This is a genomic window from Streptacidiphilus sp. MAP5-3 (assembly GCF_041262505.1).
Lineage (GTDB): Bacteria > Actinomycetota > Actinomycetes > Streptomycetales > Streptomycetaceae > Streptacidiphilus.
On the sequence record NZ_JBGCCL010000008.1, the window covers coordinates 186,645 to 212,910 of the forward strand.

Below are 26,266 nucleotides of genomic sequence, written 5' to 3' on the forward strand. Positions count from 1 at the left end.
TCCCCTCACGGCCGGATGTTCGGCTGGATGACGGGGGTCTGCTGCACCGGCGGCGGTTGCAAGAGAGGCGCCGGCTCCTGACGCGGGGCCGCCGTGGTCGCTCTGACGTCAAGGCTCGCCTTGAGTTCCGGACCGGGTGTGCGGGTGGTGGCGTCGATGTTGCCGAAGTCGGTGGCGAGCTTTGCCCTGATGTCCTCGGCCATGATCTCCCCCGAGAGTTCGACTGCGGCACCGACGATGACGGCCGTGGTGGCGAGGCGGGTGAGGTAGTCGGGGCGCTCCTCGACGCTCACCTCCACCTTCACCTCATATGCCTGGGGGTCCTGCCGGTAGACCTCCCACTCGACGGTCAACTGATCGACCGGCTCGCCGCGTTCGGCGACGACCACGATGGCCTCGTAGACCTCACGGCGCGGACCTTCCTCGAACACCTCCGGGTACAGCCAACTGCTGACCTCCCGGATCTGCTCCGGGTGCTGGAGCAGATCCGCGAGCACGGTGTCCTGACGCTCAAGGCGGACCTCGACCCGGACTTGCTGCTCGCCGGCCGGCTGCGGCCAAGACTCGTACGGAGGCGGGGCCGGCTCGTTAAGCCTGGCCACCGGAGCTGTCTGCTCGGTACGGCGCATCGCCTGGGTGAGCCGGTCGAGCACCGGGTCTGGTCCGTGCAGGCCCGAGGCGGTCGAACGGAGCCGGTCAACGTGCAGCGCGAGGTCCCGGCGGACGGCGGCCTCTTGGACCATGCGGGCATAGCTGGCGATGTTGCGCGGCTGCGGCGCGGCGTCGGCGAGGCGCCGCAGGTAGTCGGCGTGCACTCCGGTGATGGCCGTGCGCTGCGCGATCAGCTCCGGCAGCCGGGCGGGCGTCGCCGTCGGGTCGCTGGTGCGCGACTCGATCAAGGCGGTCAGCACGGCGCGGTGGGTGGGGTGGGCCATGCGGTCCGGGGTGAGGTACGCGATGTCGTCCAAGCGCTGGCGGTCGCGTAGCGCCGAGCCGATGACGGCCTGCTCGGCACGGAGCACGAGATTGGGGTGGGTCATCGGTTCGTCCTCGACTTCGTTCCGGTGGTGGCTTCCCTGTAGCGGCGGGCGGCGTCATCGGCGGCGGCCATCCGAGCAGCAGCGTCGTCGAGCCGCTCCAGCAGCTCCTCGGTGACGATGCGCAGCCAGGCGCCGCCGATCTCGACGGCCCACCAGGCGTCGGCGAACCGTACGTACTCGGGGATGCCGGGGCTGATCGGCGCGGCAAGGCCGCGGGCCCGGGCGTCGTCCATCTGGGCCGCGGTGAGGCGGTCCGGACTACCGGCTTCGGCGGTGTCCGCGTGGGCAGCCAGCAGGCGGCTGGGAATCCCGGCCCAGGGATCGGCGGTGGTCCAGCGCTCTTGGAGGTCCGGGGTCTCGGCGGCCCTGAACTCCGGGCTTCGGTGCCCAGTTCGGCAGGCCGTCGCGTAGACGGTGGTCGCGTTCGCCACCACCGTGCGCAGCTCGGCATGCCAATAGCGGGCAGCCTGGCCGACCTGCTGCTCGGGGCCGGCTCCGTAGATCTCTTCCCGCCAGACCTTGAGCGCCCACAGTTCCTCAATCAGCCCCGGGTGTTCGGCCCAGCATTGCGGCAGCCTCGACTCCACCGCCAGCTCGTATCGGTCGTGGAGCCAGGTCACCCAGTCACAGAGGCCGCCCCAGGCCGCGATGCGCTCGGGCCCGGTCATCGAGTGCCACTCAACCAGCCTGGTGCGAGGACTCGCCTCGGTGCTGGCGGAGTTGGTGCCGCTGGTCGGCGCGCCGTCGGCGCGGCGCCCGCGAAGGCGTCGAATCCGGGCGTGCGGCCTGTGCTTGACCCTGCCGATCGGCGTGATCGCGGGCTCGGTCATGTCTGATCCTGGAGCTGGGCGGGCAGGATGCGGGTGGCTCCGGAGAGGGTGTCCGGGCACCGGGTGAGCTGGTGCCTCGTGTCTGCGCGGTCGGCCAACGAGACCGCATTCCAGTCGGCGATCACGAGGTGCACGGCGGCGTCGAGTGCCTCGATCGACGTGCTCGGGGTGACCTTGAGGCGACGCAGGTAGGCGGAGGTGTCCATCGTGTCAGTGACCAGCCGCGCCAGGCGGGGAGACAGCTCGTCGGTGCTCCTGCGGACGCGGTCCACGATGGTCGCGGGGGTGACCGGCTCGGCGTCAGCGTGCAGTGCCAGCATCGCCTCGTAGATGCCGTAGCGAACATGGGTGGTGAACGCGTCCACCGGCACCCACCCTCTGAGGTCGGCCAGTTCGCGCGGGCGTTGAACGAGGTAGGCCAGCACCAGGTCCTCGTGGTCGGCCCGCGAGGGCCGCCAGGTGCTCACGGGGAGGAACCGGCCCTCGGTGAGGGCGCGGTGGTCGGCCCAGTCGTCCGTCGGCCACAGCGCAGGGACGGTTTCCTGGTAGCCGGGGCTGAACACGACGACCACCGGGGCGCCGGTGTGGTCCTCGCCGGCGTGGTAGAGCGCGCCGTCGATTCCGCGAACCGGCCCGCTCCACCGCAGGGTGCAGTCGATCGGGGGCTCGGGGCGGCGGAGCAGGCCCTGGTGGTGGCGCCGGTCGAAGCGGGATTCCCAGCGCCGGTCGGCGGCGGAGCGCGGCTCGGCGTGACGCCCGCTCCATGCGGGTCGCGGGGTCACGCGGCGACCTCGTGGGGGTCGAGTTCGCCCGCGCGGTAGCGCCGCGACCACTCGATGCTCTCTTCGTACGCCTTGCGGTCGGGTCCTTCGTAGTGGCGCTGCATGCGGATCTTGGTGATGGGGGTGGTGGCGTGGATGACCAGGGCTTCGCGACGCTCCTCGTCCAGGGTGCGGATCTCGTCCGGGGTAACGGTCTTGCGGTCCTGGAGGGTGGTCTGCATCGTGGTGCCGTGGCTGCCGCTCTGGTAGGTCGTCAGGGATTCGCGGTAGAGCCCGGCGAGTTTGGAAAACTCTTCGAGTTCGTCGCCGCCCAGGCCGCCGAGGGCGATCTTGACGGTGGAGCTGCCCCAGAGCATCTCCGCCCCGTCGCGTCCCCAGGTCTTGCGGGCCTGCGCCATGTTCTGGAGCACCGCGACGACGTAGATGCCCGAACCGCCCGCGAAGCTCATCAGGTCGGGGAGGTTGGGCAGCGGCGACATGTTGGCGACCTCGTCCAGCAGTGCTCCCAGCGGCGGGTCGAGTCGGCCGCCGGGTGAGCGGTCGGCGAGGCGCTTGGCGGTGCCGAAGACTTCGGAGACGAATGCGCTGATCAGCGGGGCGAGTGCGGTGGCCTCTTCCTTGTCCACGAGCAGGTAGATGGTGCCGTTGCTCCGCAGCCAGTCCTCGATGTCGATGCCGTTGCCGGCCTTGGGGACGAAGGTCGCGCGGGCCAGCGGCGAGAACAGTGGGGTGAGGGCTGTCTGGACGGTCGCGAACAAGTTCGCGCGGGTATCGCCCGGGTTCCGGTAAAGGCTGTCGAGCATCTCGGCGACGCCTGGCTCCGCGCGGTGGGACTCGGCGAGCAGCTTGATCGGTTCCTCCACGTGGGCGTTGAAGCCCCAGCGCAGGACGTCCTCCATGCTGCGGCCGGCGATCGCTGCGGCGTGCAGCCAACCCGCGAGCAGGGAGGTGGCGGTGGCGCCGAAGAAGCCGGCGCCGGAGCTGTCGGTGGTCTCGCTCTTGCCGATCTTGACCATGAGGTCGGCCCGCTGCATCGCCTTGCCGAAGTTCTCGCAGCCGCTGGTGGGTGACCACTGCACCTGGTCCGGCCACTCGACCATGCCGGTCGGCGCCATCGCCAGGGTCGGGCCGAGGCCGCGTCGGATCAGCGCGGTCGCGTCCAGCACGTCGCCGCGGACGCTGGTGACCAGCATCGGGCCGTGCCAGGCCCGAATCCAGGGGATGATCACCTGACTCGTCTTTCCCTGTCGTGGGGCGGCCAGCATCAGCACGGAGTTCTCGACGCAGACCCACAGCAGCATCCCGGCCATGGTCCGGCCGAGCTGCACCGCAACGTCGTCGGCGGTGAATCGGCGGCCCTTAAGGGAGGGCCGGACGATGGTCCCGCGCTTCACGACTGCCGCGGTGGAAAGGGTCTTCGACAGCTGCGTGGCGGACGCGAAGCCGCGCACCGAGCGGCTGCGGCGCAGACGGCGCAGGGCGAAGGCACCCGCCGTGATCGCCGCGCACGCGACGATCACGCTGGCGACGGCGAAGCCGACCGGACCGGGCAGGTCACGGCGGACCGGCGCGGGCCAGGCCGACCTCGGGTCGTCCAGGTGGTGAGGGAGCTGCTTGGCGACAGCGAAGGCGTCGCCGAACGGCACGGCGGGCCAGGTGGCGTGGGTGATCAGCCCGGCGAGCTGGCCGGTGGCCCAGGTCCCCGCAGTGACCGTGACCACCGCGATGATCAGCAGGACGATCAGGTAGTCCGACGGGCCGTCCAGCACCGGCCGCCGGGCGACGGTGGAGTTCGAGGCGGCGGCCATCTCACACAGCCATCCGCTCGTTGGTGTAGTACAGCTGGCGCTCGATCGGACTGAGAATGGTCTGGACCACATGGCTGGAGGTCCGGCCGATCTTCCAGATCGCGCGGCCGATCTGCTCGCCGCTCCAGGAGGCGATGTGCGCGCACTCCGTGTCGGTCAAGCCAATCGCGTCCCTCGTCATGGCGAGCGGCGCGGTGTCCTGGCGCAGGCAGATCCGCACGTCGCAGGACGCGATCAGGTTGCGGGCGATGCTGACCTCTTCGCTGCCCTGCGCACCGACAGCCTCAAAGTCAGCCAATCGGTGCGTACTCAGGACCTGGATGGTGCCCTGGGCGCGGGAGAGACGAAGGTCCGAGTCGAGCTTGCGGATCATCGCCGGGACTCGCATCGCGCGCCACAGCTCGTCGCGGACGACCAGGCGCACGGGGCCGCCCGGCTCGTCAATTGCCGCCTGGCCCCAACTCGACACGCACGCAAGGGTCATGGCCACGGTCTCGTCGCCGCGGCCGTCGATCCGGGACAGGTCAACGGTCTGGATCGGCGCGTCGAAGTCCGGCCTCACGGTGGTCGGCCCGTCGAACAGCCCGGAGAGACTGCCTCGGACCATGTTGCCGAGCGCGTCGGCGGCCGGCCGGATCATCTCCCGCAACTCGGTCACGTCGGCGTCGCGGACACGCAGGTCCTCGGCCATCTCGGGCAGCGGGTCGCGCAGCAGGGCCCAGACCTGCGGGATGGTCGGGTCTACGAGGTGGCTGGCTCCGGTGGCCTGGCCGGAGGCGTGCTGGATGGCGAGGGAGAGAGCGGCTTCCTCGGTGGGCGTCAGGTTGCGGCCGAGCCGCATGACCAGCAGGGAGGAGAGCAGGGTGATCCGGCGGCGGTGGACCTCGTCCAGGCGCTCGCGCAGCTCCTCCGGGTCGGAGGGCAGGTTCGAACCCAACGGGCCGGCGTCCAAGGGGTTCAGGCGGTTCCGGAGCCCGGGGCCGAGTTCGACCGGCTCGACGCCGAACGCACGGGCCAGCGGCGCGTACTCGTTCTTGATGTCGCCCAGCACGAAGGTGCGCACGCCGTAGGCGGCGAGCCGGGTCGCGAGGACCTTGACGGTCGCCGACTTGCCGGTACCCGGTACGCCGGTCACCAAGAGGTTGGGATTGGTGATCAGCCCTCGGTGCAGCCACTCGATCGGGTGGCAGCTGAACGCCCCGCCGGCCAGGCAGTCAACGCCGATGTAGGCGCCGGCCGGGGGCATGGAAGCCCCGTACAGCCAGGGGTACAGCCCCTGGACCTGGCCGGTGCTGCCCCTGAACACCGGGGCATTCGGCATCCTGGGCGCGCGTCCGGCGTACGGGCGGGCGTAGCCGCGCCGGGGCGCCACCGGTTCCTTGCGCTGCCTCGGCTTCTTCGCCGCCGCGGGCTTCGGTGCTACCGGGGCGGGTCGGCCGAGCACCTCGGTCAGGTCGAGAACGGGGAGGTCGGCGGTACGTCGGCGGAACATCACGCCACCCGCTTCTTGGGCAGACCCATGCCGACCGGCAGTGCTCCGAGGGCGAAGCCCACGTCTTGGGCCATCCACATCCGCTGGAGTTCGATCCGGCCCTGGTTGGCGTCGGCCTCCAAGGCAGCGCAGGCGTCTTCGAGTTCGGCCGGGTTGGTGACGGTGACGGTGCAGTAGGCGGTGTAGCGGACCAGGCCGTGGCCGGCGGCCCGTTCAGCGTCCTGGGCCTCAGCGCGGCGGAGGGCCTGCTTCTCGTGCTCCGGGATGATCTGGCCGGTCTTGTGTCGCATGCTGACTGCGACCTCGCGGGCGGTGCGTTCCTGCATTACCTCGCGCTCGGCAGCGCGGGGGCCGCGGGGCTCGATGTGCAGGTTGAACGCTCGGCGGTACTGGCCTTCGCCGAGCAGCGGGGCGAGGGCGGTCGAGTACACCTTGTTCTTGGGCCAGTTGAGGACGGCGTAGGTGACCGACACGGCGCCGTCGTGCTCATACCGGCCGCGCCAGCTCTCAGCGGCGGACGGGCCTGCCGCAGCTGGGTCCACCCCTGCCTCGAAGGGGACCTCGTGCCCGCGGAACGCGGCTGCCGTGGCCGCTGCCCGTCGCTCTGCGAGCATCCGGCTGGAGTCCGGATCGAAGGCGGTCCGCAGGACCTCGGCCAGCTCGCGCGGGTTGAGCCAGCTCTCGACCTGGAGATCCGCGGAGGCGATCGAGGACGTCAGGGCCCGCAGGTGGCGAACCAGGACGGCGGCAGCTCCGGCGTTGCCGCCACCGGCCGCCTTGATGGGGCCGGCGGCGCGGGCGGCGTCCATCGTGAACGCGAGGTATGCCTCCCGCTGGCTGGTGGCCAGGGTGGCGGTGGACAGCAGCGACCTGGTGATGTCCACCGCGACGGTGGGCGCGTCGGTGGCGACGTGGTCGGTGTGCCAGCGCTGGAGCGCGGCGCCGGACTCCGGGACCAGGCGCTGGAGCGCCTGAATCCGGATGATCGGATTGCCCTCCGTGCACTGGCTGTTGAGCAGCTCGCCCCAGCTGGCCACTCGCTGCTCGCGACGCTGGGAATCAACGAGGCCGATGCCGGGGAAGCGCACCCGGGCGACCGCCGTGAACGTGCGGTCGAACTGGTGGTGGATCACTGCGATCGGGTCGCCGCTGCCGCCGTCCGCTTCCAGGATTGTCAGCGGGGCGAGGATGCCGGGCAGGTCCATCTTCGGCTCGTCCGTACCGGCCTTGCGTGGTGCGAAGGCACCGGAGAGGAAGCGATTCTGCCCACGGAAGCGGAGGATTTCGAAGGACACGAAGGCGACCGCCCATTCGTCAACTGTGCGGCCGGCGATCCGGACGAACGAGAGTAGAAAGAGGAGAAGGGAAAGGGGCCAGGTCACGATGCCGGCCCGGACGTACGAGATGGCGAACGGCCAGATTGCCGCGAGGACGGCGCCGCCGAGCATGGCGGCTCGCTGGACGCTGAGTCCGAAGAGGAAGGCGACCTTCTCCTGTTGCCAGCCGAAGTACGTGCGGCTGGGAGCCGTCTCGGTGGTCATGACTTGTCGCCTCCTTCGGGCTGGTCAGGGGTGGTGGTGGCGGGCGGTGCGGTGGGGCGCTCGACCGGGGCGGCCTCGGGTCGGGACGCACTGGGGCGGTCCGACGGGGCCGGTGCTGGTGCGGGTGCCGCGTGGTCCTGGACCGCTGCGGGCCGCGTGCTGGGGGCTGGCCGGGTGGCGCTGATCGGGGCTGCGCCGGAGGCCGGCCGGGTCGTGGGGGCCTGGGTCGGTGTGGGTGCCGCCGTGCCGGACGCCGACGGGGCGGTGCCCGGTTTGCCGGGCTGGGGTGCCCTGAGCGGGGGGCCCGGTACGGGGCCGCTCTGCGGTGCGGGACCTGCCGGGGGTGCGGCGCTGGCGGCTGTGGCACCGGTCGGCGGACCAGCGGGCACCGGGGGCATCTCGATCGTGGGCGGGTCGCTGCGCGGAGCACCAGCGACCGGCAGCTCCGGGGTGGTGTCCTGGAGTGCCTGCTGGTGGTCCGCCTGCTGTCCGGCTGGCTCCACCGGCTCGGCCTGCGGCTCCTGCTGCTCCTGCTGGCCAGACCAGTCCGGCTTCGACTGGTCCGCTCTGGCTCCGCTGGTGGGCAGCGGAGCGCCCGCATGCCGGTTGACGTACCCGGCCGGCTGAGCCGCGTACGGATTCGCGCCCTGCACGCCCGCGTGTCCGGCCATCTTCTCCATGCCGCCCGCCAACGAGTTGACGGCCTGCTGGGCGAGCTTCACACCGGCAGCGGCGGCTATGCCGATCGGCCCGGCAGCAGCAGCGGCACCCCCGGCCGCCGCCCCCGCACCGCCGGCACCTCCGGCCGCCGCCCCAGCACCGCCGGAAGCTGCTCCACCGGCAGCGCCTCCGCCCTTGCTGGCGAAGCTGCTCATCGTGCGACTGGCGCTCTCCTGGCCGAATGTGTCCGGAGAGGGGCCGGACGCCGGACCGCCGCCCGCACTGAGACGACCGCCGGCGAAGCCGAGCAGCCCGGCAAGGCCAGCGCCCCCGCCCACCTGCACGCTGGCGAAGGTGAAGAACCGGGCGATGGAAGGCCAGGCCAGAGCTGCGAGCAGCAGCACGAGCATGCCAGAGAGCGTGCTCGACAGGTCCTGCGAGTCACCTGCCAGGCCGAAGCCGAGCGCGAACACCAGGGCCACAATGGGCTTGAGGATGATCAGCTGGACGGTGGAGCTGACCAGCTTGCTCCACCAGGACTTCGTGGACTGCGAGACCTGGCCGGCTGCCGAGATCGGCGAGGTGGCGATCAACACGGCGATGGCGGCGTTGCGCATCAGCATCTCGAACCACAGGACGATGGTGAGCAGGATGCCGAGGATCGCGAAGATCAATAGAAGCGATGCGCTGTTGCCCGGACTCCACGCGATCAGCTTGGCGATCTTGTCGCTGAACGCCTGCTGACTGTCGAAGGTGCTCTCAACGATGAACTTGGTGGTCTCGTCGCTTGCGAGCAGCGCGGTGGAGGCGATGGTCAGAGTGAGCATGAAGGCCAGGGCGGCCTTGCCGACGCCAACGAAGGCGGTGGCCAGGGCGGAGCCGTCGTGCGTGATGGCGGTCCGGATCACCTGACCGATGAGGAGCAGCGCCGCGATGAGGCTCGCGAGGCCGAGGGATATCGCGTAGACGCTGCGGATGCCGTGGCCCGAGAGGTCGATGGGCGGGATCTTCACGAAGGCGTTCGCGAACGCCTTGAGGACTTCGGTGCACGCGTCAGCGAAGGACTTGCAGATGGAGTTCCACGCCGAGGACGCCATGCTGCTCACGGCGTCTCCAGCGACCGTGTTGAGTATGGGACCGGTGACGCAGCTGACCGGATCGCTCAGACCGCAAGGCATGTCGCCTCCCGGCTGCTGGTGCTTGTGCGGGCCGGGGTCATCGCTTCAACTCCTGCCAGCCCTTCACCGATGCCTGGACGGACCCTGGCTCGGCGACGAGGCTGCTGTAGTCGGTGGTGTCGGTGCCGGACGGGGCCGGGATTTTCCAGTCGCCGGAGGCCGCCCAGTGCAGGTCGAGCGGGTAGACCCCCATGCGCGTCTGCGGCCCCTGGGCCGGCGAACTGGTGGTGTAGGTGGCCAGCAGCAGCACCTGGACGTTGTCGGCGGAGACCGAGCGCAGCTGGTACTCGACTGGCGCGAGGATCACCGACGCACCCGCCGGGGCGGGCCCATCCGTCGCCACACCGAGGGCCTTGCGGGCGCCGGTGGGTCCGGCAGCCAGCTGCTGCGGTGCGTCGGACCACGAAGGATCGGCGACCAGCCGGCCGACAGCGGCGGCGCGGTCGGGGTCGAGAGTGGAACCGATCTGGCGCCAGTACTCGACGGCGGCGGAGACCGCGCCGATCATCGAGTGGGGGTATCCGACGGAGACGCCGTTGATCAACTTGTCACCCTGGACGAGTTGGAGCGGGCCGGTGTTGCCAGGTGCGGGCGACCCGCTCGGACCGACCCCAGTCACCGAGCCAGGCGGTGGGATCGCGGCCGGCGGCGTGTAGATCTTGGGCCCACGTGGCGCACCGCCGGATTCGATCGCCACGCCAACGGCGACGAAGGCCAGGAGGCCGACGACCGCGAGAAGGAGGAGCGGGAGGAGCCTGCGACGCGGGCGGCGGTCGAGAAACTGATTGCTCATTGATTGCTCGCAGGAACGTTTCTGCTACGCCGCTGCGCCGAAGACGGTGTTGACCACCGGGATCGCGCAGGCAGTGACGATGACGCCACCCAGGGACCAAACCAGAGCCCGCTTGCCCTTCTCCGCGCTGTCCGGCCGGTTGCTGAGGTGGCCGATGCCCATGAGGCCACCGGAGACGACGGCGGCCACGGCGCACGCGATCAGCGCTCCCCACTTCGCGTAGGAAAGCAGCAGGTTCGCGCCCTTCGAGCCGTTGGTCGGGTCAGCCGGTGCGGGATTCTGGATATCAGCGAGCAAGGTGTGCGCCGACTGGGCAAGGTGCAGGTAGGTGGACAAGCCGGACTCCTAGTGCGGGCGCGCCGTCGCTCGGCGGGGCCGGCTCGGCTACGGGAAGTCGCCTCCGCAGTAGCGGACAGGCGGACGGTGAGGGATCGCCCGCTTGCTTCGAGGTACGCGCGCTGAACAGCTGCGATTTACTCTGGCTAACGAGGTGATGAGCAAAGATACGCAGGAGTGAATACGCCCCGTCAACCAGAATCACTGTGATCAGCCTCACGCCGACACTCTCTGTTTACACTGGCTAATGAGTGTCACTGTGCGCGACGATGAGGGGTCGTCATATACGTCCACAGAGGGGGTCCACCGGCACCATGACCGACGAAGGAACACCGGCACAGGAGCAGCCGAGCACGATCGCCGCCCGGCTCGACCACCTGTTCAAGGTCGTCCACCCGGCCGACCGCGGCCCGTACAGCAACGCCGAAGTCGCGGAGCGGATCAACGCCGATGCTGGCGAACAGGTGCTGTCGGCCACCTACCTGTGGCAACTGAAAACCGGCAAGCGCACCGACCCGACGCACAGCAGGCTCGCTGCCATCGCCAAGTTCTTCGGCGTCTCGCCGATGTACTTCTACGAGGACGAGGCAGCCGAGCGGACCAACGAGCAACTGAGGGTCCTCTCGGCACTGCGCGATGAAGGGGTTCGACAGCTCGTCCTGCGCGCGGACGGCCTCTCAGCCCGCGGCCTGGCCGGCATCGCGCAGATGATCGAAGCGGCGCGAGCCGTCGAGGGCCTCCCAGACGGCGACGATCAAGCCGAGACGCCCAGCGAGTGACAATCGCCACGCCCACAGAACCGTCACAATTCGATACCTCCGGCCAACCCTTCGCGATCGTTCGCATACGCTGACTGACGGCCGGGCGAGATGCCAGGTGCTGTGCCATTGCAGCGACCTGGAGCCCGGGGGCAACTGGAGGGCTTGTATGCGCGAGTTGAGGCGATTGCGCGCGTCCTGCTACGAGCGGGTCCGAGGACTGCCAGTTCCCCAGCCCTTTGATCTGCCCCAGTTTCTGGCGTCGGTCGGCGAACACCGCGGCCGACGCATCCAGCTCTTCCTCGTGCCTGGGCTGGCAGCCGGCGACGGCTTCCCCAATGGGTGGTGGACCAAGCTGGACGACGAGGACCAGATCTACGTCGAGCAGAGCACCTCACCGCTTCACCGCGATGCCATCGCGCTTCACGAGGTCGGTCACATGCTCTGCGACCACTACCCCGATGAAGTCCTCGACACAACAGCACTGCGCCAGGCTCTCCCGGATCTGGAGCCAGCGGCCCTGGCGCACATGTTCGCGACCCGGCACAGCTACTCAAAGATCGAGGAGCGCGAAGCCGAGATGGTCGCTTCGCTCCTGATCGAGCGAGCCGGTCTCGGGCACGCCCGCGTGGACGGCAAGCCCTCCAAGCTCATCGACCGCCTGGGCGAGGCACTCGGTCATCCCCTCCGGGACGAACGCTGTGGTTGAGCAGGTCGCCATCGCCCTCCTGTGGCTGGTGGTGATCTGGCGACTTCCGTGCGCTCGGCGCTCACCGATCAAGCGCTCCCTCTGGTGGGCACTGCTCTGGCTCGGCCTGGCGATGACCGCCCACCTGCCGACCGCAATCGCAGCCACCGACAGGTTCGCCGGCATCGCCAACCTGTCAGGCTTGATCGTCTACAGCCTCGGCATCTGCTCCGGTGCAGCCATGCTGGACTGGGTGGCTGCCGTGAGCCCGCCAGCGAGCGCAAGCGGCATGCTCCGCTTTCGCCGGCCGTTCGCGGCAACCGCGATCGGACTGCTTGCTGTGCTGTTCATCGCCGCCCCGTGCCCGGAGGCCCGCGAGTTCGTCGTGGCCGCCGAGGGCGACAAAGCCGCGATCATCGCCGTAGGGACCTTCGAGGTCTACTTCGGGTACGCCATGATCGCCGCAAGCCGCATGCTGTGGGTAGCAGTTGGCAAAGCTACCTCCCGGTGCCTGAACGTGGGCATCTGGTTGATGACGGCTGGCACCTTGGCCGGCTCGCTCTTCACGGTGGGGCGGTGCGCGCTCTTCACGGCCTGGATGGTCGGGCTTCGAATCCCTGGCGGCAACAACCTCGCGCTCTTCGTCACACGAGCGCCCCTGATCCTCGCGGTCCTGCTGATGGTGCTCGGCATCTCGGTACCGACGGTGGAAGCCGGCCGACACAACCTGAGCAAGATCCGGAACCTGCTCGCCCTGCGGCCTCTCTGGAGCGAGCTGACTACCGCGGTCCCCGGCGTCGTCCTCGGCACACCCCCGACTCTCCTCGATGACCTCACCAGGGTCCGGTACCTCAGCATCCGCCTCTTGCGGCGAACGATCGAGATCAGAGACGCCGCGCTGCTGCTTCGCCAGTACGTCAGCTGCGAGGACTGGCGGGCAATCAGGTCGAGCCTGTCAGCGGCCGGCCTGCGCGGCGACGACTTCGAGGCGGCGGCACAGGCGGTGTGGATCGGGCTCGGACTGCGGGCGCGGGAACGTGGCGCCGCTCCAGAGAGCGGCCCTGCGGACCTTCCTGCTCACGGGGCTGCCGAACTCGCTGACGAGGCGCGGTGGCTGCGACGGGTCGCTGCCGCGCGAAAGAGCGCGGCGGTACGCAATGCCGTGGTGGCCCTCGAACGGCACCAGGAGCACTCGCTCGTCTCGGCTGGCCCTGCACACCACTGAACCGCGTTCACGGCCGCACCTGCGCCTCGCCCCACCAGCCTCTCCCCCGACGGCTGGTCGCGATCCGCCTGGCGATCTTCACTCCAGTTGCCATGTATCAGGAATCACATTGATTCCAGTTGACCCGCGCCATTGACGTGAGCCTATGGTTGGCCGACTCAGAATTAGCTGGAGTAAATCAACGGCCTTGGCGGTCTTGCTTCTCGTACCGAGCAGCCGCGTCTCGGGCCCGCGCGTAGGGGTGGCTCGTGAAGAAGATCGTGCAGGCTTGCACTGCTGGCGTGGCTGTCCCATTCGGCCTCGTCATCAGCATCGCCCTTACGGCCGGCGGCGCTTCCGCCGTGACCCCCACCCTCAACGTGGGGGGCGTGGGCTGTGTGACACCCGTAGCGCCGGGAACGATCACCGCGGACGGCCAGTCGCTGACCAGTGAGCAGATCAACAACGCCGCGATCATCTACCAGGTCTCCGGCGGCCTGGGACTGCCACCGCAGGCAGCGGTGATCGCCATCGCCACCGCCATGCAGGAGAGCACCCTGATCAACAGGCCCAACGGCGACCTGGACTCCGTCGGCCTCTTCCAGCAGCGCCCGTCGCAGGGGTGGGGCTCTCCTGCCCAGCTCGTCGATCCGGTCTACGCATCGAAGGCGTTCTTCGCCGCCCTGGTGAAGGTGCCCGGCTGGGAAGCCCTTTCGGTTACGCAGGCCGCCCAGCGCGTACAGAGAAGCGCCTACCCGGACGCCTACGCGAAGTGGGAGGACCTGGCGAAGAGACTGGTCGGAACCGTGAGCGGTGGCGCGGCGAACTGTGCTGGCGCCACCGGGGACGGCAACGGCCAGGCCATCACCAATCCCGTTGCCCTCCCCGCCGGGTTCTCACTTCCGGTCGGCACGCCGGTGCAGGTCGTCACGGCGATCCAGTTCGGCATCAGCAAGCGGGGCATGCCCTACCAGTGGGGCGGCACCGGAGATCCGAGCTACGACTGCTCCGGCCTGATGATGCGGGCCTACGAAGCCGCCGGGATCACGATCCACCGCACCACGTACGAGCAGGTGTACGACGGAACGCCCATTTACTCTGCCGCCCAACTGAAGCCCGGCGACCTGATCTTCGTGGCCGGCTCCGACGGCACCCCCACCAACCCCGGCCACGTCGGCATGTACCTGGGGTCAGACCTCGTCCTTGATGCCCCCCGCACAGGCAAGGACATCCAGATCACCCACTTCAGTGGCGGCTACTGGGACCAGCAGGCGGTCGCGTTCCGCCGCATCGTCCCCTCGTAGGCGATCCGGCTTGTCATCCAGAACCGCAGCAACCTGCGACGATGTGTGGGTGCCCGGATGATTTGTCTGAGCTGTGACACATGACGCCAGCGGGATGGGCCCTTGATGGAGCGTCCGAGAGGAGACGACCGTGAGGCAGACCCGCGAGGTGGAACTGCGCCAGAACCTCCGGCTAATAGCTGGCCTGGTCGGCGGCAGCGTGATGTGTGCCACCCTGGCGCTGCTGGGCTCGTCCTGGCTGTTCTGGCCATCCGCCGGCCTGGTGCTCAGCGCTGCGGCGGTCGCCTGGCGAATCACCGGTAGCCAGCGCTACGGCTACTGGGTCGCCTGGGCTGCTAGCACTGCGGTGTCGCTGATCCTGTGCCGCACGGAGTCGGACACCAGGTGGATGCAGGAGCCCATCACGGCAGTTCTGGCAGTGTGCACACTGATCTTCTTCGTGCAGTGGCGCTCCGCCCTGCGCCGGTGAACCTGGCACTCCCAGGTTGTGGCCGCCGAACAGTCCGGCACATCGGTACCGGCCACCCCACGGTTGAGCTTGAAGACCGGCTGGAAAGTCCGCCTGCTGCTTGATCCGCGACTCGGGATGCGCGTCGGGGAGGACCGGTTGGACGAGTGGCGACAGGCCGGCCAGGACGAGCATGCAGTCTGGGCCAGGGCCCGGTCGTACGGCACTGCCGTGGTGGCCTTGATGCGCGACACCCTCTGAACTATCGCGAGCGAAGCAGCGAGGCTCACCGTATGTATGACCAGCACCACCAGCACCTGTACGACGCAGTTCGCACGGCCCTGCACGACGTCGGATACACGCTCACCGAGCCCGGCACCACTGGCCTCGCCCTCGGCACGCGAGCCGAAGGCGTCGTCCTGACATGGAACCTTGGCCCGCAGCCGCTCACCCCGCCCACGGTCCCGTTCACGGTGCGGCTGTGTGAGTCGGACCGGATCAGCGCCACGACGGCGCTCTTCCTGGCTTCCCAGATGCTGACCACCGAGCTTCAGAACTCCGGCTTCACCCTGGCTGACGACATCGGAGAGGGAGTGCTCGTCACTGCGGCGCCATCCACCAGTTGGGATCGGGCTCCCCACCGCGCCCGCTGGGACGCCGAGACGATCGCAGCCCTCCGCGAGCCCGTCAGCGAGCCGGCCGCCCCGGATCGGCCCCGCAGCCGCGCGCTGTGGTGGCGCCGCCGTTGAGAATGCCGACTGGAACTCCTGGTCAGCGGGACGAAGGGGGCAGCCAGGCGAAGATCGCCCGGCTGCCCCAGCGTCTCTGGTGCCACCTGGTGAAAGCCGTACGCGCAAGCGGGTGAAAGCCAACCCCACCAAGCGTCTCGTCCGGGCATCCTGGGGCGATGAACCGACGAGGACCCCGAAGGAGCCGACGCCGTTCCCGCGTTGCCGCGCTCGGCACCACGCTGCGCGAGCCGGGGGACGACGCCGTGTTGTTCTGGCCCAGCGCCGAGGTCCCGCGCCCCGCACCGCCCGAGCCTCTGCCGAGCTGCTGCACGGTCACCCGCACCCGGCGGATCTCGATCGGCGGCACTGTTGTCATCACCACGGCCCACCAGACCGAGTGCGTGATCTGGGGAAGCGGCTGAGAAGTGATCAGCTGAAGGACCGCCTGCGGTGCTGACGCCCCGTGCCGGGCGCTCAGGCGCTCGGGCGCTCACTAGCAGAGCCAGCACTTCCGCCGAGGCCGGGGCGCACCACCAGCATGCGCCGGAACCCGAGATCATTCCTTGGCGCTAACGGCTGAACCACTCTCAAGACCGGCACAGCAGAAGGCCGGCGCGCCCCACCGTAGGACTGTGGGGGCACGCCGGCCTTCTGTCTGTTCTCAGCCTCTGGCGAGGCTGCCCTTGTCGGTGGCAGCCCACTCAGTCGAGGACGGCCATTTCACTCTCACGCCTCCCGGGCGAATGTCGATGATCACTCCGCGGAGGTACTCTCCCGATCCGTCCTTGGCGGTCGAGATCCAGTGACGGCCGATCCAGGCGTGCGGCGGCTGGTCCGCGTAACGGTCGTGGGTGAAGGTCTGCATGATGAGCTCCTGCAATGGTTGGTCTTCGGTCCTCCCGGCGGAGGCCCGGCGTTCGCCTGTTGAACGGACTCACGTTCAGGGAGGCCGGGACGACCCGTTCGGTCCGCTCGGGCCGGGAGGTGATCCGTCGGAGAGGCGGGCGATCTGATCGCCGGTCAACGCGCCTCCCCGTTCCAACCGCGGCTGTCGCGCGTGAGACCGGTGGCCGCCCACAGCCGGACGTCAGCCGGCCGGTACTTCCGCGCCTCGAACGTCTCGATGTACCTGGGGCCGATGCCGACCGTGCCCAGATACCGCAGGTCGGCGGCTGTGATCCCGAGGTAGGAGGCGGCTTGCTCCAACGACCACCAGGGGCGGCGGCAGGCTTCATCCGCAGAGGTCATCGGCCGCTTCATCGGTTGCTCCCGGCGTCGGACGAGCGGGTGTCCAGCCACGCCCGCACATCGCTTGGGTCGTACCGCCGGTGCCGCCCGACCTTGTAGCTCCGCGGGCCGGTGCCCTTCCAGTTCATCTGGTACACCGACTGCTTCGGCACACCGAGGAACGTCGCGACCTCGTCCAAAGTCCACAGCCTGTCCGTACTCATGAGTACTCACATCTCATCTCGTTCGTCATTTCGACAACCAGAGTCGTCGTTTGAACAACCGGGATGAGCATCAACCACACTTGGCCGAGTTGTCAATGCGACGCATGAACTTGTCGATTCGACGCACATGCAAGCCCAAAGACCTGTTCGGCGAGGAGACTGGCGAGCTGCTTGCCGAATCGACATGGCAGCGCGGGTCCGACGCTTGTCGATTGCACAATCGAGAGATGATGGGTAGAGTCGCCGATACGACGAGCAAGGAGGCCAGATGTCCAGCGGCTCGGCTCCACCGACCCTGTCGGTGAGCGACGCGGCAGCGCTCCGGTTGAAGGAAGCCCGCACTCGACGCGGGTGGACCACGAAACAACTGGCAGCCGCATGCCATGAGGCTGGTGCGACCAAGCTGACGGCCCCCGCGCTGAGCAACATCGAGACCGGCCGCCGAGGTGCGGACGGCTTTCGACGGCGCGAATTGTCGATCGACGAAGTCGTGGTCCTGGCGGTGGTACTGGACATCGCTCCAGTCCACCTGCTGGGCCTGCCCGACAGCGCCGAGCCAGGGACGAAGCTCCAGCTGACTCCCGAACTAGCAGTGAGCGACCCGGAGTTGCTGATGGAGTGGTTCTGCGGGCAGAGAGCGCTGCCCGAGAGTGACTCTCGGCAGTTCTACTCGGCGACTCTCCAGCGGATGCCGGCCAACGACGGTCAGCAGGCCATCGCCGACCTCACCCGCTCCGTGCTCCAGGACCGGGCCGCGGCGCTGGCCGAGTCCTTCAACTCGGAGATGGCGGCGACCCTGGAGAAGATCAACGCCGCCGTCCAATCGGGCGCGAGCCCGGAGGAGCTTGCCGCGCTGCTGAGGCCAGGCGAGACCAGCGCGAAGTAGGCCCTACACCACACGGGCGTCCGGCACGGCCGCGACGCCAGTTCAGCAAACCCGATTGCGCGACCAACCGGTCCCGCATCCGCACGGGCAGAGAAGAGGCGATGTTATGGCATGCACCCATCAACGATTGGTAGAAGACCATGTTCCACGCTCGGATCGAGGACCGCGGTAAGCACGCGGACTACCAGAAGGCCGTCGCGCGTGCTCGTACGGCTGGCCGCACGCCGCCGGCCCGCTACCGCATCCGCTGGCGCACCGAGACAGGCCACCTCCGCAGCTTGAGCGTGGCGACTCGGGACCTTGCGAGAGCCATACAAGCCGATATCGCGTACGGCCGGGCTCCGTTGACGCTCAACCGTCTGGTCGACCTCTGGTCCGCAATGCCGGTGAGGCCCACCCGGCCGCTCGCGCCGCCGAGGCTGCCCAACCGCAGACCGCTCGACCTGCACACACTGCCGCGCCTCGGGGCCAAGCTCGCCATCACGATCACCCGAGCGGACATTGAGCACTTGGTCTCGGCGCTTCGCGCCGAGGGTCACCTGAGCCTCGCCACGATCAACGGCATCCTGGCAACGCTCAAGCGTGCCTTGGAGTTTGGCGTCCGGCACGGACACCTGGCCAGCAACCCTGCCCTCGGCGTTCGGCCGATCCCACGGCCGGCCTGATCCCAAGCGCAGGCACCGGGCCCTGACTCATCCACCTACCCGGAGCGGCCACCACTCCGGCGCAAGTGCGGGCCCAACACAAACCATGCAACCCGAAATGCGGCAGAAGCCGCTCATTCGAAACGGGCAGAAAGAAGGAATGGATATGACCATGAACACTGCAAACCAGATCCAGGTGATTTATGTCCCGCGTATGGATAGAAGACCGCATTAACCACGCCGCCTATAAGAAGGCCGTCGCGAAGGCGAAGACGACTGGGCGCAAGCCTCCGGGCCGATTCCGAGTTCGCTGGTACGACCCGAGCGGGAAGGAGCGGATGCTCACCTTCCTTCGGAAGGTTGACGCCGAATCCAAGCGAACCGAAGTCGAGAGCTCTTTTGGTCTCGGAACGTACCGAGACCCTCGGGCCGGACGTACCAAGGTGGCCGAGATCGCCGAAGCCTGGTTCGCCTCAAAGGTCGATCTCCGTCGATCGAGCCGCGCCCGGTATCGGGGCGTCCTGGACCTCCACGTCATTCCCCGCTGGGGCACCACCGCGGTTGCCGATGTGCAGCACGAAGACATCGTGACCTGGCTGGGCAACATCATGGCGGACTCCGTCGCCGCTGCTTCACCTCTGAGCGCGGCGACCATCAGGAAGATCTGGGTTGTCCTTAAGGGCGTCCTCGGATTCGCAGTACGGACGAAGAAAATTGCATACAACCCTGCTATCGGGGTGCCGCTCCCCCGGTACACGCCCGCCGAACACATCTACTTGACCGATGTGCAGGTTGAAGCGCTTGCAGAAGCCTGTGCTGAATACCGGCCTCTCATTCTCTTCCTGGCTTACACCGGTGTCCGATGGGGTGAGGTGACGGCCATTCAGATCAAGCATGTTGACCTGAAAACCAGGCGCGTTCGAATCGCCCAAGCCTGGGGTTCCGACAAAGGCAAGCTCTATCTTGAGGACAGCACCAAAAATCACGAGCGAAGGTCGGTTCCCATTCCAGCGTTCCTAGTGAAGGAGCTGGCACTTGTAATCGCCGAGAGAGACCCGGAGGAATATCTCTTCACTGCTCCGCTGGGCGGTGTCTTGATGTACCGGAACTTCATGCGCCGGCACTACAAGACCGCACTGGTAACGGCCGGGCTGGGCGACATGGGAATCACCCTGCACAAGCTTCGGCACACTGCGGCCTCGCTGGCGATCGCCAGCGGAGCCGACGTCAAGGTGGTCCAGACCATGCTCGGCCACAAGACCGCGACGCTGACCCTGGACACGTACGGTCACCTCTGGCCCGACCGCCTGGACGAGGTCTCCGACCGTCTCGACGCCCAGCGGACCAAGGCGCTGGAGAAGGCCAGGAAGAAGGCCGAGAAGGCGGCGCGGAAGGCCCAGCAGCTCGCCGAGCAGCTCGCCGCTCTGGAGACCGGCGGACTCGCCTCGGCGGCCTGATGCGTGCTGAATGCGTGCTGTAACGACAGAGGCCCTTCCATCGTCTCGACGGAAGGGCCTCTGACCAGGCAGTTTGTCGGGCCTCCCGGCCCAAGCCGGGCGATGAGCACCGCCTTACAAGAGCGGTGCTCTGGCCAACTGAGCTAAGGAGGCGCGCTTGGCAGTGTACCGGGCGGGGAGGGTGGGCGTGGTGCGGAATTGGTCGTGCGCGAGGGGCTGACAAGCGGATGGTCCGACCGGTACCGTCGCCTGAAGTTCACTCTGCGATGTGGACTAGACCTCCCGGTGAACCGTGCCGCTCCGGCGGACGTGTGCGGGGCGCAGGCGGGGCGAGCAGGGCCACAACTTCATACCACCCCACCCCCTTTACTCGGATCGTCCGGCACGTTCCTGCCGGTGAAGTGGAGCAGAACCATGCCTACGGTGACGTTCGACAAGGCCACCCGTGTCTACCCCGGTGGAGAGAAGCCCGCGGTCGACGCGCTCGACCTGGAGATCGCGGACGGGGAGTTCCTCGTCCTGGTCGGCCCCTCCGGCTGTGGCAAGTCCACCAGCCTGCGCATGCTGGCCGGACTGGAGGACGTGAACGGCGGGGCCATTCGCATCGGTGACCGAGACGTCACCCACCTCCCGCCCAAGGACCGGAACATCGCCATGGTGTTCCAGAACTACGCGCTGTACCCCCACATGTCCGTCGCCGAGAACATGGGCTTCGCCCTCAAGATCGCCGGCGTGAACAAGGCCGAGATCCGCCAGAAGGTGGAGGAGGCCGCGAAGATCCTCGACCTGACCGAGTACCTGGACCGCAAGCCGAAGGCGCTGTCCGGCGGTCAGCGTCAGCGTGTCGCCATGGGTCGCGCCATCGTGCGTGAGCCGCAGGTCTTCCTGATGGACGAGCCGCTGTCCAACCTGGACGCGAAGCTCCGCGTGCAGACGCGTACGCAGATCGCCTCGCTCCAGCGCCGCCTCGGCATCACCACCGTCTACGTCACCCACGACCAGGTCGAGGCCATGACGATGGGCGACCGGGTCGCGGTCCTCAAGGACGGTCTGCTGCAGCAGGTCGACACCCCGCGCAACATGTACGACCGGCCCGCCAACCTCTTCGTCGCCGGCTTCATCGGCTCGCCCGCGATGAACCTGATCGAGGTCCCGATCGTCGACGGCGGCGTGCAGTTCGGGGGCATCGTGGTCCCGGTCTCCCGCGAGGCGCTGGCCGAGGCCTCCGCCGCCGGGGACACCACGCTCACGCTCGGCGTCCGCCCGGAGCACCTCGACGTGGTCTCCGAGGGCGACGCGCTCGCCAAGGGCGGCACCGGCCTGGCCGTGACCGTCAACGTCGTCGAGGAGCTCGGCGCCGACGGCTACGTCTACGGCTCCGCGACCGTCGGCGAGGAGACGAAGGACCTGGTCGTCCGGGTCGGCGGCCGGTCCGTCCCGCTGCGTGGCGACGTGCTGCACGTCGTGCCGCGCGAGGGCGAGCGTCACCTGTTCTCCACCAAGACGGGCACCCGTCTGGGCGACTGACGTCCGGGTCGGTCCCACATCGGAGACAACCGGAGACAACCGACGTCAGACGCACTCCGAAGCAAGGCGTCGAAGCCGCCCGTTCCCCCGGGCGGCTTCGGGCTTTTCGGGAGAATTCCGGCGCGATACTCACTCGTTGGAGTGACGCAATGTCGCCAAATCATCACAGGTCGCTAGCATCGCCGTCGTGAAGCAGCTAGCCCGCCGCATCGGCCGATCACTTGCCTTCGTCCTGCCGCTCGTCCTGGTGACGACCGGCACCCTCGCGGTGGCCCGCGTCTCCTGGGCCCCATCGGCAAACGCCGACGTCCAGTCGCTGACCGCCGCAGCCGCCCAGCCCGCCCCCGCGCAGGGCGACAGCACCGCGCCGCAGGACGCCCTCCGGGCACGCCTGCTGCGGGAGTTGACGACCAGGAACCCCGGCGTCGCCCTCGACGACCTGGAGAGCACCATGGACCGCCAGCCGTCGCTGCGGGCGTTCTGCTCCTCCATCGCGCGGGACCTCGGCCAGGCCGCCGTCCGCAAGTACCACGGCGACGTGCAGAAGGCGCTCACCTACGCCCGCCCCGTCTGCGACGCCTCCTTCGCCGCCGGATCCCTGTCTCCGACGGCCTGACCCAGGCCGGACCCCGCCGGACCCCGGCCCGACCCTGGCGCGCCCCCCACAGAACCCTGGGTACCGGTTTCACCGGTGCTCAGGGTTCCCGCGTCGGCCGCCCGTCGGGGCTGCTCCTGGCACCGGCGTACACCTCCGCCCACAGGGCCTAGGGTGGCGCCATGACCGACGAGAATCTCATCCCCTCAGCCGGGCAGTCGCCGCTGGCAGCGCCCACCGTGACCCAGGCCGTCATCCTGGCCGGCGGACAGGGCTCCCGCCTCCGCCCCTACACCGACACCCGGCCCAAGCCGATGATCGAGATCCCCGGAACCGGCGTCCCGATCGTCGGCCACCAGCTGCAGTGGCTGGCGGAGGAGGGCGTCACCGACGTCGTCATCTCCTGTGGTTACCTCGCGGACGTCCTGCAGGACTGGCTGAAGGCCGCCGACCTGCCGCTGAACGTCACCACGGTCGTCGAGACCGAGCCGCTGGGACGCGGCGGCGGCCTGAAGTTCGCGGCGGCGTCGCTGCCGCGCCACAGCGAGCCCTGGTACGCCACCAACGGCGACATCTGGACCCGGTTCCCGCTCCGCGACATGGCGGACTTCCACACCGCCCGCGACGCCCACGCGACGCTCGCCCTGGCCCGTCCCCGCCTGCCGTGGGGCACCGTGGACGTGGACCAGTTCGGCAACATCCTGGACTTCATCGAGTCCCCGCCGTCGCCCTACCTGATCAACGCGGGCGTCTACGTCTTCTCCGCCGACTTCGCGGGCATGCTGCCGGACCTCGGCGACCACGAGCGGACCACCTTCCCCCGCTTGGCGCGTGAGCACCGCCTCTCCGGCTACGAGCTCCCGCAGGGTGTCTACTGGCGCGCCATCGACACCGCCAAGGACCTCCACGAGGCCGCCAAGGAGCTCGCGTCGACCCGTGCCGCCGTGGAGGCGGACGCCTAAGGACGCGTAGGAGCGCCTGGGGACGCGTAGGGACACAGAGGCACAGAAGGGAAGGGCGGGGAACCGGTGACCGGTTCCCCGCCCTTCCCTTCTGCCCGTCTGCCCCTCTGCCCTTCTACCTGCCGCGTACGCGCTCTGCGGGCTACCCCAGCAGGCCGCCGATCACGCCGTTGGGGTTGCCCGGGCTCTGCCCGGGACTCGGCTTGTGCGAGCGGCTGGAGCCGCTCGTGCCGGAACTGGAGCCGGAACTGCCCCCCGTGCCGTAGCCGGTGGGCGAGCTGCCCAGGGACGACGACGAGGACGTGGACGACGTCGCCCCCGTGCTGCCGCTGTGGTGCTTGTGCGAGCTGGACGGCGACGGCTTGGCGCTCGCCGAGCCCGGGCCGGAGTGGCCCGACTTGCCGCTCGTCGGCACGGAGGCCACCGGGACCGGAATCGCTCCACTCGGCCAGACGTCGCTCGGCGTGGACTGGCTCGGCGAGGGCGTGGGCGTCTCGGACGGGACCGAGGTGGTCTGGCTCACGTGCGAGGCGCGAACTGCCGCGCCCAGCACGGAACCCAGCAGGAAGGTCGTGCCGATGACGACCGTCGCCAGCACCACCCCGCGCCGCAGCACTCGGCGCCGCAACTGCTGCACCTCCGCGTGCTCGCCGAGCCGACGCCACGCCTCCAGGTGCAGCCAGCCGTCCAGCGAGAACATCGGCGCACCAGCCAGCAGCAGCGGGCTCCATGCGGCCAGAAAGATGATCTCCGGCGTGTCGTAGACCGGCACGGCGCGCCAACTGACCGTCACCAACAGGGCGACCGACAGCATCATGGCCACCGCCGCGCTGGCCCGCTGCCACAGGCCGAGGATCGCCAGCACGCCGACGTTGATCTGGACGAACGCCACCACCAGGCCCGCGCCCACCGGGTGGTCCATGGCCAGCGCCAGCAGCGGTTGCGCGACGCTCCACGGGTGCAGGGCCTGCAGCCAGTGCATCATCGAGCCGCGAGCGCCGCCGTCGAAGTAGACGGGGTCGCAGAGCTTGCTGAAGCCCGCGTAGACCGAGATGCAGCCGAGGAAGACGCGCAGCGGCAGCAGCACCAGGCCGAGGTCGACGCGCTTGCCCGGGTACCAGGCGTGGTGCTGCGCGGTGGAGGCAGCGGGCGTGTCGGGAAGCGGAGGACGCCGCGCTGCCGGCTCGAAGACCCGGACGCCGTCGAGGTCGGCAAAGCCGGAGAAGCCCGCGAAGTCCTCGTAGTTCTCGAGCTCGTCGAAGTCGACCTGGGTCATCTGCTGGGTCGACTCCATGTCGCCCAGCGCGACGCCACGGCCGCCGCCCTCGGACGCCCGGCCGACCGCCTGGGCAGGGACGCCCCGCGGCGGTACGGCGAGGTCGAGTTGGCCGGTGTAGGTGATCGGCACCACGCGCCCGCGTCGGCGGGGCATCGTGGCGACCGCACCCGTCAGCCCGGGGACGGCGACGGAGCCGGGGATCCCGACCGCTCCGCCGGCGGCAACTCCCGCCGCAGCGCCCGCGCGTGCCGGACCGGCGAACGTGCCTGCCCCCACCAGGGCGGAGTCACGCGACATCGCGCCGACGAGGCCCGGGGCGATCAACGACCCCTCGGGTGGGCTGAACCGCACTCGGAAGCTCGCGGTGGTGATGTTCAACCGCGTCGGGTCCGACGGCACCTTGACCGTGTTGAGCGTCGCCTCACCAGCATCGGCCCCACCGGCGGAGGCCGCCCGGGGACGGGGACGGGTACGTGTTCTGGTGTCCACGCTCCTCTAACCGACTGAAGGGCCGGAAGGACACTCCCGGTTGACGGAAGTGGACGGAGTTGACAAAAGTCCGCCAAGAGCGGCCACGTCCGAACTCCGAACGGACACACGACGCGTAAGGCCGGCCACCGTAGCGGCCGGCCATTGACGCATCCCCACCGGGGAGTTCAGGCGGGGACCAGGTCAGCTGGAGCAGGTCGACCGGGCCAGGTGAAACGGCCCGGGCGAAAAGGCTCAGCCCTTGTCGGCCTTGCCGGCCTTGGCCGCCTTCTCGGTCTTGGCTGCCTTGGACGACTTCGCGGGCTTGTCGGCCTTGGCTGCCGTGGCGCGCAGGCGCGCGGCCTCGTAGAGCACGATGCCCGCCGCCACACCGGCGTTGAGCGACTCGGCCTGACCCGGCATCGGGATACGGACCGTCAGATCACAGGTCTCGGAGACCAGTCGGGACAGTCCCTTGCCCTCCGAACCGATCACGATGACCACCGGTCCGGTCAGCGCGTCCAGGTCGACCACGTCGTGCTCACCGTCGGCCGCCAGGCCGACCACGAAGCAACCCGCCTTCTGGTACGACTCCAGCGCACGCGTCAGGTTGCTGGCGCGCGCGACCGGCACGCGCGCCGCAGCGCCCGAGGAGGTCTTCCACGCCCCCGCCGTCATCCCGGCCGAGCGGCGCTCGGGGACGACCACGCCGTGCCCGTCGAACGCGGCGACGGAACGGACGACCGCACCGAGGTTGCGCGAGTCGGTGATGCCGTCCAGCGCCACGATCAGCGCGTTGTCGCGGTTGACCGCGGCGGCGGCGAGCAGGTCGTCCGGGTGCGCGTACTCGTACGGCGGCACCTGGAGGATCATGCCCTGGTGGTTGTGGCCCTCGGCGAGGTTGTCGAGCTGCTGCCGCGGCGCCTCCAGCAGCGGGACACCGCGCTCGGTCGCCAGGCTCAGCGCCTCACGGACACGCTCGTCGTTGTCGATGAACTGCTGCACGTAGAGCGCGGACGCGGGCACGTCGCCCTGCAGCGCCTCCACTACCGAGTTGCGCCCGTAGACCAGCTCCGTACCGGCCTTGCCGGTACGGCCCTGGACGCCGCCACGGCGCGTGCCGGACCGCGCACGCGCGTCGGCGGCCCGCTTGGCGGCGGCGTTGGCGGCACGCTGCTTCGGGTGGCCCTTGCGCGCCTCTGCGGGCGGCGTCGGGCCCTTGCCCTCCAGCGCCCGACGGCTGTGGCCACCCGTGCCGACCGACGCGCCCTTCTTCGACCCGGGGTTACGACGGTTCCTGCGCTGGCTGTTGCCGGCCATGGCTGCTGTCCTGCTTCCTTGCTTCTACGCTTTCGCGCTCTGCTACTTCGCTTCGGGGTTGCCCTGTGCGCTGCCGCTCCGGGC

The 26,266-nt window shown here is 69.2% G+C and carries 28 protein-coding genes; 14 read left to right on the plus strand and 14 right to left on the minus strand.

Translation table 11 applies throughout. The features are described 5' to 3' along the window. Positions 1-5: 5 nt before the first annotated feature. From ABH928_RS15320 to ABH928_RS15360, 9 genes are all read right to left on the minus strand, one after another. Entirely contained in the window at positions 6-1,040 is a 1,035-nt protein-coding gene (locus ABH928_RS15320; protein ID WP_370066440.1) for a DnaB-like helicase N-terminal domain-containing protein, read from the minus strand. Continuing rightward, positions 1,037-1,870, minus strand: a complete 834-nt coding sequence (locus ABH928_RS15325; protein WP_370066442.1) for a hypothetical protein — start codon at positions 1,868-1,870, stop codon at positions 1,037-1,039. The genes ABH928_RS15320 and ABH928_RS15325 overlap by 4 nt, the downstream gene beginning before the upstream one ends. Next, positions 1,867-2,652 (minus strand): DnaB-like helicase N-terminal domain-containing protein, encoded by a 786-nt coding sequence (locus tag ABH928_RS15330; RefSeq protein ID WP_370066444.1) that lies wholly within the window; start codon positions 2,650-2,652, stop codon positions 1,867-1,869. The genes ABH928_RS15325 and ABH928_RS15330 overlap by 4 nt, the downstream gene beginning before the upstream one ends. Beyond that, positions 2,649-4,460 carry a type IV secretory system conjugative DNA transfer family protein gene (locus ABH928_RS15335; protein WP_370066446.1) on the minus strand — a complete coding sequence of 604 codons (1,812 nt, stop codon included), beginning with the start codon at positions 4,458-4,460 and terminating at the stop codon, positions 2,649-2,651. Before ABH928_RS15335 ends, ABH928_RS15330 begins: the two co-directional genes overlap by 4 nt. 1 nt (position 4,461) lies before the next feature. Next, positions 4,462-5,952: a VirB4 family type IV secretion system protein gene (locus ABH928_RS15340; protein WP_370066448.1), complete on the minus strand. Its 1,491-nt coding sequence runs from the start codon at positions 5,950-5,952 to the stop codon at positions 4,462-4,464. Next, positions 5,952-7,493, minus strand: a complete 1,542-nt coding sequence (locus tag ABH928_RS15345) for an SCO6880 family protein (RefSeq protein WP_370066450.1) — start codon at positions 7,491-7,493, stop codon at positions 5,952-5,954. The genes ABH928_RS15340 and ABH928_RS15345 overlap by 1 nt, the downstream gene beginning before the upstream one ends. After that, entirely contained in the window at positions 7,490-9,259 is a 1,770-nt protein-coding gene (locus ABH928_RS15350; protein WP_370066452.1) for a hypothetical protein, read from the minus strand. Before ABH928_RS15350 ends, ABH928_RS15345 begins: the two co-directional genes overlap by 4 nt. A gap of 109 nt (positions 9,260-9,368) precedes the next feature. Then, positions 9,369-10,124, minus strand: a complete 756-nt coding sequence (locus ABH928_RS15355) for a hypothetical protein (protein WP_370066454.1) — start codon at positions 10,122-10,124, stop codon at positions 9,369-9,371. A gap of 24 nt (positions 10,125-10,148) precedes the next feature. Continuing rightward, on the minus strand, positions 10,149-10,460 hold the full coding sequence (locus tag ABH928_RS15360) for a hypothetical protein (protein WP_370066456.1): 312 nt from the start codon (positions 10,458-10,460) through the stop codon (positions 10,149-10,151). Positions 10,461-10,774: 314 nt separating this feature from the next. Between ABH928_RS15360 and ABH928_RS15365 the strand changes: the two genes are divergently transcribed. The 8 genes from ABH928_RS15365 (at position 10,775) to ABH928_RS15400 (ending at position 16,015) form a co-directional block, all read left to right on the plus strand. Further along, the gene (locus tag ABH928_RS15365) at positions 10,775-11,239 is read left to right on the plus strand and encodes a helix-turn-helix domain-containing protein (protein WP_370066458.1); all 465 of its coding nucleotides are present in this window, start codon (positions 10,775-10,777) and stop codon (positions 11,237-11,239) included. Positions 11,240-11,387: 148 nt separating this feature from the next. Beyond that, a complete protein-coding gene (locus ABH928_RS15370) occupies positions 11,388-11,927 on the plus strand; it encodes a hypothetical protein (protein ID WP_370066460.1) in 540 nt (179 codons plus the stop codon). Then, positions 11,920-13,131, plus strand: a complete 1,212-nt coding sequence (locus ABH928_RS15375; protein ID WP_370066462.1) for an MAB_1171c family putative transporter — start codon at positions 11,920-11,922, stop codon at positions 13,129-13,131. The genes ABH928_RS15370 and ABH928_RS15375 overlap by 8 nt, the downstream gene beginning before the upstream one ends. Positions 13,132-13,412: 281 nt before the next feature. Further along, positions 13,413-14,414 carry a C40 family peptidase gene (locus tag ABH928_RS15380; RefSeq protein ID WP_370066464.1) on the plus strand — a complete coding sequence of 334 codons (1,002 nt, stop codon included), beginning with the start codon at positions 13,413-13,415 and terminating at the stop codon, positions 14,412-14,414. 130 nt (positions 14,415-14,544) lie between these two features. Further along, the gene (locus tag ABH928_RS15385) at positions 14,545-14,883 is read left to right on the plus strand and encodes a hypothetical protein (RefSeq protein ID WP_370066466.1); all 339 of its coding nucleotides are present in this window, start codon (positions 14,545-14,547) and stop codon (positions 14,881-14,883) included. 18 nt (positions 14,884-14,901) lie between these two features. Then, positions 14,902-15,123 carry a hypothetical protein gene (locus ABH928_RS15390; protein WP_370066468.1) on the plus strand — a complete coding sequence of 74 codons (222 nt, stop codon included), beginning with the start codon at positions 14,902-14,904 and terminating at the stop codon, positions 15,121-15,123. 32 nt (positions 15,124-15,155) lie between these two features. Beyond that, on the plus strand, positions 15,156-15,611 hold the full coding sequence (locus tag ABH928_RS15395; RefSeq protein ID WP_370066470.1) for a hypothetical protein: 456 nt from the start codon (positions 15,156-15,158) through the stop codon (positions 15,609-15,611). A gap of 158 nt (positions 15,612-15,769) precedes the next feature. Further along, positions 15,770-16,015: a hypothetical protein gene (locus ABH928_RS15400; protein ID WP_370066472.1), complete on the plus strand. Its 246-nt coding sequence runs from the start codon at positions 15,770-15,772 to the stop codon at positions 16,013-16,015. A 239-nt stretch (positions 16,016-16,254) separates the two neighbouring features. Here ABH928_RS15400 and ABH928_RS15405 read toward each other — a convergent pair whose 3' ends face one another. The 3 genes from ABH928_RS15405 to ABH928_RS15415 all read right to left on the minus strand — a co-directional run bounded on the left by ABH928_RS15405 (position 16,255) and on the right by ABH928_RS15415 (position 17,044). Beyond that, positions 16,255-16,458 (minus strand): hypothetical protein, encoded by a 204-nt coding sequence (locus ABH928_RS15405; protein ID WP_370066474.1) that lies wholly within the window; start codon positions 16,456-16,458, stop codon positions 16,255-16,257. 155 nt (positions 16,459-16,613) lie between these two features. Next, positions 16,614-16,841, minus strand: a complete 228-nt coding sequence (locus ABH928_RS15410; RefSeq protein WP_370066476.1) for a hypothetical protein — start codon at positions 16,839-16,841, stop codon at positions 16,614-16,616. Positions 16,842-16,849: 8 nt separating this feature from the next. After that, positions 16,850-17,044, minus strand: coding sequence for a helix-turn-helix transcriptional regulator (locus tag ABH928_RS15415; RefSeq protein ID WP_370066478.1), 195 nt, complete (start codon positions 17,042-17,044; stop codon positions 16,850-16,852). A 268-nt stretch (positions 17,045-17,312) separates the two neighbouring features. Between ABH928_RS15415 and ABH928_RS15420 the strand changes: the two genes are divergently transcribed. The 6 genes from ABH928_RS15420 (at position 17,313) to ABH928_RS15445 (ending at position 23,115) form a co-directional block, all read left to right on the plus strand. Further along, positions 17,313-17,930: a helix-turn-helix domain-containing protein gene (locus tag ABH928_RS15420; RefSeq protein WP_370066480.1), complete on the plus strand. Its 618-nt coding sequence runs from the start codon at positions 17,313-17,315 to the stop codon at positions 17,928-17,930. A gap of 140 nt (positions 17,931-18,070) precedes the next feature. Then, positions 18,071-18,595 (plus strand): hypothetical protein, encoded by a 525-nt coding sequence (locus ABH928_RS15425; RefSeq protein WP_370066482.1) that lies wholly within the window; start codon positions 18,071-18,073, stop codon positions 18,593-18,595. 422 nt (positions 18,596-19,017) lie between these two features. Then, positions 19,018-20,031, plus strand: coding sequence for a tyrosine-type recombinase/integrase (locus ABH928_RS15430; protein ID WP_370066484.1), 1,014 nt, complete (start codon positions 19,018-19,020; stop codon positions 20,029-20,031). A gap of 414 nt (positions 20,032-20,445) precedes the next feature. Next, positions 20,446-21,558, plus strand: a complete 1,113-nt coding sequence (locus tag ABH928_RS15435) for an ABC transporter ATP-binding protein (RefSeq protein ID WP_370066486.1) — start codon at positions 20,446-20,448, stop codon at positions 21,556-21,558. Between the two features lie 187 nt (positions 21,559-21,745). Further along, a complete protein-coding gene (locus tag ABH928_RS15440) occupies positions 21,746-22,174 on the plus strand; it encodes a hypothetical protein (protein ID WP_370066488.1) in 429 nt (142 codons plus the stop codon). A gap of 161 nt (positions 22,175-22,335) precedes the next feature. Further along, complete coding sequence (locus ABH928_RS15445) at positions 22,336-23,115, plus strand: NDP-sugar synthase (RefSeq protein WP_370066490.1); 780 nt, start codon at positions 22,336-22,338, stop codon at positions 23,113-23,115. Positions 23,116-23,257: 142 nt separating this feature from the next. Here ABH928_RS15445 and ABH928_RS15450 read toward each other — a convergent pair whose 3' ends face one another. Continuing rightward, the gene (locus ABH928_RS15450; RefSeq protein ID WP_370066492.1) at positions 23,258-24,883 is read right to left on the minus strand and encodes a DoxX family protein; all 1,626 of its coding nucleotides are present in this window, start codon (positions 24,881-24,883) and stop codon (positions 23,258-23,260) included. Between the two features lie 234 nt (positions 24,884-25,117). Further along, positions 25,118-26,182: a 23S rRNA (guanosine(2251)-2'-O)-methyltransferase RlmB gene (gene rlmB, locus ABH928_RS15455; RefSeq protein ID WP_370066494.1), complete on the minus strand. Its 1,065-nt coding sequence runs from the start codon at positions 26,180-26,182 to the stop codon at positions 25,118-25,120. Positions 26,183-26,266 lie beyond the last annotated feature (84 nt).